Below are 5,847 nucleotides of genomic sequence, written 5' to 3' on the forward strand. Positions count from 1 at the left end.
ATCTAAGTGTCAATTCATTCACCCCTTGAGGTTATCTATATGATCAGTCCCTTTTTGTAATAGCAGAGCATCGCGTGACATGTTTACTTTTATCGAATTCCCCTATTCATTCGATCCGGGCCGAGTGGTGACACTGGGCCGACTGGCGATACTGGGCCAACTGGTGCTACCGGAAGCTTTTCAAATTTCCAAGTTTCCGAGAATAATCCCAATACTAGTGGTAGCTCATCCATTGCATTAAGTAGCACCCCAACCACATTAAAAACAATCACTATCACAGGAAGTTCCGCTTCAAATCGCATCTGGTTAAATGGAGCAATAGGTTGGCAAAACGGAGCTAGTAATCCAATCATCCAATTACAAATAATGCGTGGTACAACAGTCATCTATAGCACTGGTGATCAAAGAACAGGAGCAAATTCGTTGGGTACCACAAGCATAAGTCATGTTGATTTAACCCCTGGAACCGGTAATGTTACGTACTCGATTACCGCCCATATTGTTGGTGGCGGTTCGGCAACAGTAATTGGGGGGATCACCTTTACTGGAGCTTTATTATAGTCATACGCGCTTTCAAGCAGCCACTCAATCCTGAGCGGCTGTTTGCCTTGCATGAAGGTAGAGATAATCTATCATGATGAAAGAGGAGAATTTTTTATGAAAACTGTTCGCGTCATATTTGATGAAAGGGGCAAAGTTGGTAGTAATCTAGAATATTTCATTGTTACTGGATCCCTTGAAGCTCCGCTTGTCTGTCTCTCAGACAAGAACGGTTCCCCATTTGTGCACGAAATCTATGCACGCCAAGGTAAGTACAAGCGGAGGAAAGGCGTACATGTAAGCATCCGTTTCGACTACGAAGCCTGTGGAACCTTGCTAGCAGTCAACTTCTTCCAACCAAATATGGAAGGGGATACTAGCACAATACCACTCAGGTTTAATGAAAATCTATTGATTTATTCATCATAGAGTAAGTACCCGCTCTATTCTATACAAGTATGTAAGCTTTTACTTATATTGAAGATATCTTCACGCAGTTTTACCATCAGGCTCCATACAAGCAAAAATCGCCGGTTTTACTACGTTAAATAGTAGAACCGGCCTTCCTTATAAAGGATGCTAAAAAAGATAACATTTTAAATGAGATAGGCTTATTTTACAGAGGTTGATTGACGGTAACAAGGTTTGTGCAAATGGAGCTATTAGTAAAAAGAATAAAGAGTTAATGGAATTAGCCATAAAGATACAACCAGATGTAATGAATGTATTTTTATACCACAATAAGGGTTGTCTAAAGGAATGATCCAACAAACAACAAACAGAAGTTTATTGAAGCCATTATATCTGATGTTGTAGCACGTTGCTACGACCTTCCTTAAATCTTGGAGGAGACCCTAAACATTTTAATGTAAAAGTGCTTGCAAATATGCATGGACTTCACAAGAAAAAATAAAGGCTTTTCATTTTTTCTCCTGTTTTGCTTTCAGTAAACTATAGAGAGCTATAAGATCTCCAATAAGAACAATTACAGCAGCTATTATCCCTAAATCCTCCGCTGAAAGGGAATCATCTGACTTTGAAGCCATTTGTTTCTTTCCCTCCACTGTCGCTTTTTATTTCAGTCTATTCCGCATGTAATAAGATTGCCATAAATCATCTGAAATATAGCAAAAACCATCTGTCTGCTTACTGGCGAATTTTTGTTGTTTTTTGTTTCCTACGGCAATTCATTTCTTATTAGTTCATTTGTAATCCTCAAAAACGATGGGCACTTTTCGTTTTTTATCCGTTTTACAGCGTATCAGTTCATGAATGATTTTCTATATATACATGACAATCTAAAGTAGAATTTTCCTGATATCCCTTTACCGGCTCCAAATCTCGTAGGAGGGGCTTCGTTGTTATTCTTTATCTTGCTAATTTAAGGCTAGGCTTCATACTTTTAGAGCCAATAATATTTCGATGAGATTCATCCATAAATTTGACTAATTTGTTAAATATTTGAATATACGGAGGTTTTGCGACACAGGAATAGAACCCCTACTATGTACGGATAAAATTTAAGGAGGATATTTGATTATGAAAATTTCAAAAAACAAATTAGTAACGGTAGTAACCACTCTTACATTAGGCTTTGGATTCACAATGGGGGTAACACCTGCTTTTGCGGATTCAAATCAGTCCTCTTTACAGCATTCCTCTATTTCTTCTATTGAGCAAGAAGAACAACAACCGTTCACTGGCTACGTTATTTCGATTGATGACATATACATGGTTGTAGCCAATACTTCTACAAAAGAAGAAGCACTTTCTTATCAAGATGATTGGTGGGAATTAGCTTCTCAAAGCAAAATTTTAAGAGTCCCTCTATCTGCTGGTGACCATTATGTTCTGGGTGAAAAGTTGAATGTATTTGCTAAAGCGTGGACTTTGTCAATTCCTCCAATAGCAATTGCACCTACGATTGAAAGAGTAGCCGATTAATATCATACTGTTGTCGTATCATTTTTGTAAGTTAGACAGTAAATGTATCCCTTTGATAGCGAAAGAAAAAAGCACCCACCTCGGGTGCTTTTTTTCTTTCTAATTTTTTTCAATTTTTTCTCGTTTACTAATGTTACCCCTACTGGTAATTCAAATGTAAAATCTTTTTCACTAAATGTAGGCTTGAAATTAACTTTAGTTACCGTATACTCATGGGTTTGTCTGTTATTATTCCAGTTTCCAGTAGACTTTAACTTAAAGCCCGTTTCTTTATCAATCCACCAGTCTTGATAGGATACATTGGATTTCCCGTTTCTTTCTAATTCCGTTTTTAAAGAAATATGATAGACTGGTCGATTAAGTAATGACTCTTCTACAACATGAACGGCCTTTTTCGTATCAGGAGAAGTATACTTTTTATTTATGATTCGGAAGTCCAAATCTTTTTTTACTTTATTGATTACATTATTTTCGGAATTTGATCCCTTTTGATAAAGGCTGGCTTCTTTATCTCCTGTTATATACTTTGTTGTCTTACCTGCTTTACTGACAGAATACTTTATTTGCCTATTCTCTCTTATTTCTATGCGCTCTTCACCCTTTATTGTATTATCCCAATGCTTTATATAACTAGTAGATTTCTGAAGCTTTCCGTTTTTGAGATCATGAGTAATGTCTGTTGCTTCAAAGTAAACAGAAATTGGCTTCTTTTGATCTAATTCTGCAATCACCTGATCAATATGTAAGGTTTGTTTTTCCTTACTAGCCTTATTATTCACGGCTTCTGCTAATACTGGAGAAAATGGGGCTGTGGTAGATAGCAGGAAAGCCATCATACATACTGCTGCTAATGCTTGCTTCTTTTTCATCGAAAATGTCATCCTCTCTTTTTCATTTTTTTCTGTCTATTCATTTGATCCAGCACCAAGAATTTTGTGACAACAAATCTTCAAGAATATGCTACACATATTTGTTTCTGATGAAAAAATTTTATTATTTGTATCCAATATTTCAATCTGTGTTATACTAATATCTGAATATTACAAAAAGCGGTGACATAATGAAAAAGTTTGTGACTATTGCGTTTGCTGCATTTTTAGTGTTCTCTATTTCTACTAGTTCATATGCAGCAGCTAAACCTATGTGCGGATACCCTCAAGGTTGTGAATTAATATTTTAATGATCCTCAGGCCTCTCATTAGAGAGGTCTTTTATTTTAGAGAGTGGAACGAAACTGTACGCTTGGCAATCTCCAAACATACCTCCAGCTTAAGAAACATATTCTGGATTATATAAAAGAGAAAGAACGATATGAAATAACAATAGGGAAGATCCACCTTTTACGATCAGTTCTACATCTGACGGATTAATCAATAATGTGTGTGTAAAGGGAAGGAAATATTTGCAAGCTTGTACATCACGCCCAGATTGGGCGATCATACCGAGGCATCTTTGGCATAAAGGGATTTGATAATGGCCCAGCCAGCGTTGTGATAATCACGGAGAACCTTTTGCTTTTCCTCCTCTGTCATGGGGGTAGGAGCTACGATATTCACAATGGTTTGGCCATCTTGAATGGACATATCGTACTTCATGTAATGATCCCTCCTCGCTTTATCTATATGAGGTGATGGCAATGGGACAATCCTGATTTTATTGCTTAATTCAGACACACCAATATAGGATTTTTTACAAATGATTTCTACTCATTTTGCTTAAGCCCATGGATTTCATTGATCATAGGCATGATCTTGCTTTTTGGGAGGTATCGTATGAAACGCATCGCTATTTATCTACGCAAATCCCGAGCGGACCTCGAAGCAGAATCTCGTGGTGAAGGGGAAACCCTTGCAAAACACAAAAAAGCCTTGCTGAAGGTAGCAAAGCAGTTACAACTAAATATCGTCAGAATTCGTGAGGAAATCGTCTCTGGAGAAAGTCTCCTCTACCGCCCAGAAATGCAAGAGCTTTTAAAAGAAGTTCAAGCACATGAATATGATGCTGTACTGGTGATGGATATGGATCGTCTAGGACGCGGTAATATGCAGGAGCAAGGCCTGATTCTTGAAACATTCCGCCAATCTCAAACCAAAATCATTACCCCCCGAAAAATCTATGACCTAGAGGATGAGTGGGACGAAGAGTACAGCGAATTCGAAGCATTTATGGCTCGAAAAGAGCTAAAAATCATCAATCGTCGGCTACAGGGCGGACGCATTCGGTCCATTGAAGACGGCAATTACATAGGCACTCGCCCACCATATGGATATTTAATTGAAAAGAAGGGAAAAGAACGATACCTCATTCCCCATCCCGAACAAGCACCTGTTGTGAAAATGATCTTCGAATGGTATGCGCATGATGACTATCAAAAACGACTTGGAACAAGTCATATCGCTAATCAATTAAACAAGCTTGGGTACAGAACTTATACAGAAAAACCATGGACGGCCCCATCCGTCCTAGTCATATTAAAAAACGCTGTCTACATCGGGCGCGTACAGTGGAAAAAAACACACTACAAGAAATCCACGGATGTAACAAAAAAGAGCGAAAAAAAACTTCGACCTCCTGAAGAATGGATTGATGCAAAGGGAAAGCATGCACCTTTGGTTTCGGAAGCGTTATTTTATAAAGCGCAAGAAATCTTACAGAAGAAATACCATGTTCCTTATCAATTGGTAAATAGCATTACGAACCCATTCGCTGGTGTTATCAAATGTGATCTATGCGGATCATCTATGGTTTACCGCCCATATGGTGATAATCCGCCACATTTGAAATGCTATAACCAGCGTTGTAACAATAAAAGTAGCCGCTTTGATTATGTAGAAAACGCCATCATAAAAAATTTGAAGAAATGGCTAAAACAATATAAAGCCAATTGGGATGCATATAAAGAGCCCGAAGCAAGTACCAGCTCTATCAAACTGAAGGAATTTGCTGTAAAAAGTCTCACACGTGAAAGAAAGGAATTAGAAAATCAAAAGTCTAAATTACATGACCTTTTGGAACGCGGAATCTATGACGAAAAAACATATGTAGACAGATCACACCGCATAACATCACGCATGAACGCTACAAAAGCAGCTATTATCCAAGCACAAGAAGAATTACGTCTGGAACTACAAAAAGAAAAAGCGCAGCATGACATGATTCCTAGGGTTGAAACAGTAATAGATTTATATGAAAAAACAAATGACCCTGCTAAAAAGAATCATCTGATAAAATCAGTCCTCGATAAAGTGATCTATCGGAAGGAAAAGCATCAACGAAACGACCAGTTTGAGATAACCCTGTATCCTAAATTACCTCAATAAAAAATTGACACTCAGATGGATAACATCTAAGTGTCAATTCATT

At 37.7% G+C, this 5,847-nt stretch carries 8 protein-coding genes; 4 read left to right on the forward strand and 4 right to left on the reverse strand.

Annotated elements, in window-relative coordinates; all coding sequences use genetic code 11:
• Positions 1-89 precede the first annotated feature (89 nt).
• Positions 90-386 carry a hypothetical protein gene (locus AYJ08_RS24260; RefSeq protein ID WP_231928980.1) on the reverse strand — a complete coding sequence of 99 codons (297 nt, stop codon included), beginning with the start codon at positions 384-386 and terminating at the stop codon, positions 90-92.
• Positions 387-423: 37 nt separating this feature from the next.
• Here AYJ08_RS24260 and AYJ08_RS24265 point away from each other — a divergent pair, with 37 nt between their 5' ends.
• The 3 genes from AYJ08_RS24265 (at position 424) to AYJ08_RS03480 (ending at position 2,484) form a co-directional block, all read left to right on the forward strand.
• Positions 424-561 (forward strand): hypothetical protein, encoded by a 138-nt coding sequence (locus AYJ08_RS24265; protein WP_022585758.1) that lies wholly within the window; start codon positions 424-426, stop codon positions 559-561.
• Between the two features lie 96 nt (positions 562-657).
• Entirely contained in the window at positions 658-969 is a 312-nt protein-coding gene (locus tag AYJ08_RS03475; RefSeq protein ID WP_064016604.1) for a hypothetical protein, read from the forward strand.
• A gap of 1,110 nt (positions 970-2,079) precedes the next feature.
• Positions 2,080-2,484: a DUF3221 domain-containing protein gene (locus AYJ08_RS03480; protein WP_064016605.1), complete on the forward strand. Its 405-nt coding sequence runs from the start codon at positions 2,080-2,082 to the stop codon at positions 2,482-2,484.
• Positions 2,485-2,486: 2 nt separating this feature from the next.
• Here AYJ08_RS03480 and AYJ08_RS24270 read toward each other — a convergent pair whose 3' ends face one another.
• The 3 genes from AYJ08_RS24270 to AYJ08_RS23795 all read right to left on the reverse strand — a co-directional run bounded on the left by AYJ08_RS24270 (position 2,487) and on the right by AYJ08_RS23795 (position 4,079).
• Complete coding sequence (locus AYJ08_RS24270; RefSeq protein ID WP_231928981.1) at positions 2,487-3,353, reverse strand: LolA family protein; 867 nt, start codon at positions 3,351-3,353, stop codon at positions 2,487-2,489.
• Positions 3,354-3,753: 400 nt separating this feature from the next.
• A complete protein-coding gene (locus AYJ08_RS23290) occupies positions 3,754-3,924 on the reverse strand; it encodes a hypothetical protein (protein ID WP_157452776.1) in 171 nt (56 codons plus the stop codon).
• Complete coding sequence (locus tag AYJ08_RS23795; protein ID WP_197490571.1) at positions 3,921-4,079, reverse strand: hypothetical protein; 159 nt, start codon at positions 4,077-4,079, stop codon at positions 3,921-3,923. Before AYJ08_RS23795 ends, AYJ08_RS23290 begins: the two co-directional genes overlap by 4 nt.
• 177 nt (positions 4,080-4,256) lie before the next feature.
• On the opposite strand from AYJ08_RS23795, the gene AYJ08_RS03490 reads away from it, so the two are divergent.
• Positions 4,257-5,804 carry a recombinase family protein gene (locus AYJ08_RS03490; RefSeq protein WP_064016606.1) on the forward strand — a complete coding sequence of 516 codons (1,548 nt, stop codon included), beginning with the start codon at positions 4,257-4,259 and terminating at the stop codon, positions 5,802-5,804.
• The last annotated feature ends 43 nt before the right edge of the window (positions 5,805-5,847 follow it).

It is taken from the genome of Brevibacillus sp. SKDU10 (assembly GCF_001645205.1).
Classification (GTDB): Bacteria; Bacillota; Bacilli; order Brevibacillales; family Brevibacillaceae; genus Brevibacillus_B; species Brevibacillus_B halotolerans.

Bases quoted from the DNA above. Each gene is read 5' to 3' on its own strand.
- AYJ08_RS24260 (WP_231928980.1), bottom strand. From the start codon at position 386: ATGACTGTTGTACCACGCATTATTTGTAATTGGATGATTGGATTACTA.
- AYJ08_RS03475 (WP_064016604.1), top strand. From the start codon at position 658: ATGAAAACTGTTCGCGTCATATTTGATGAAAGGGGCAAAGTTGGTAGT.
- AYJ08_RS03480 (WP_064016605.1), top strand. From the start codon at position 2,080: ATGAAAATTTCAAAAAACAAATTAGTAACGGTAGTAACCACTCTTACA.
- AYJ08_RS24270 (WP_231928981.1), bottom strand. From the start codon at position 3,353: ATGAAAAAGAAGCAAGCATTAGCAGCAGTATGTATGATGGCTTTCCTG.
- AYJ08_RS23290 (WP_157452776.1), bottom strand. From the start codon at position 3,924: ATGATCGCCCAATCTGGGCGTGATGTACAAGCTTGCAAATATTTCCTT.
- AYJ08_RS23795 (WP_197490571.1), bottom strand. From the start codon at position 4,079: ATGAAGTACGATATGTCCATTCAAGATGGCCAAACCATTGTGAATATC.
- AYJ08_RS03490 (WP_064016606.1), top strand. From the start codon at position 4,257: ATGAAACGCATCGCTATTTATCTACGCAAATCCCGAGCGGACCTCGAA.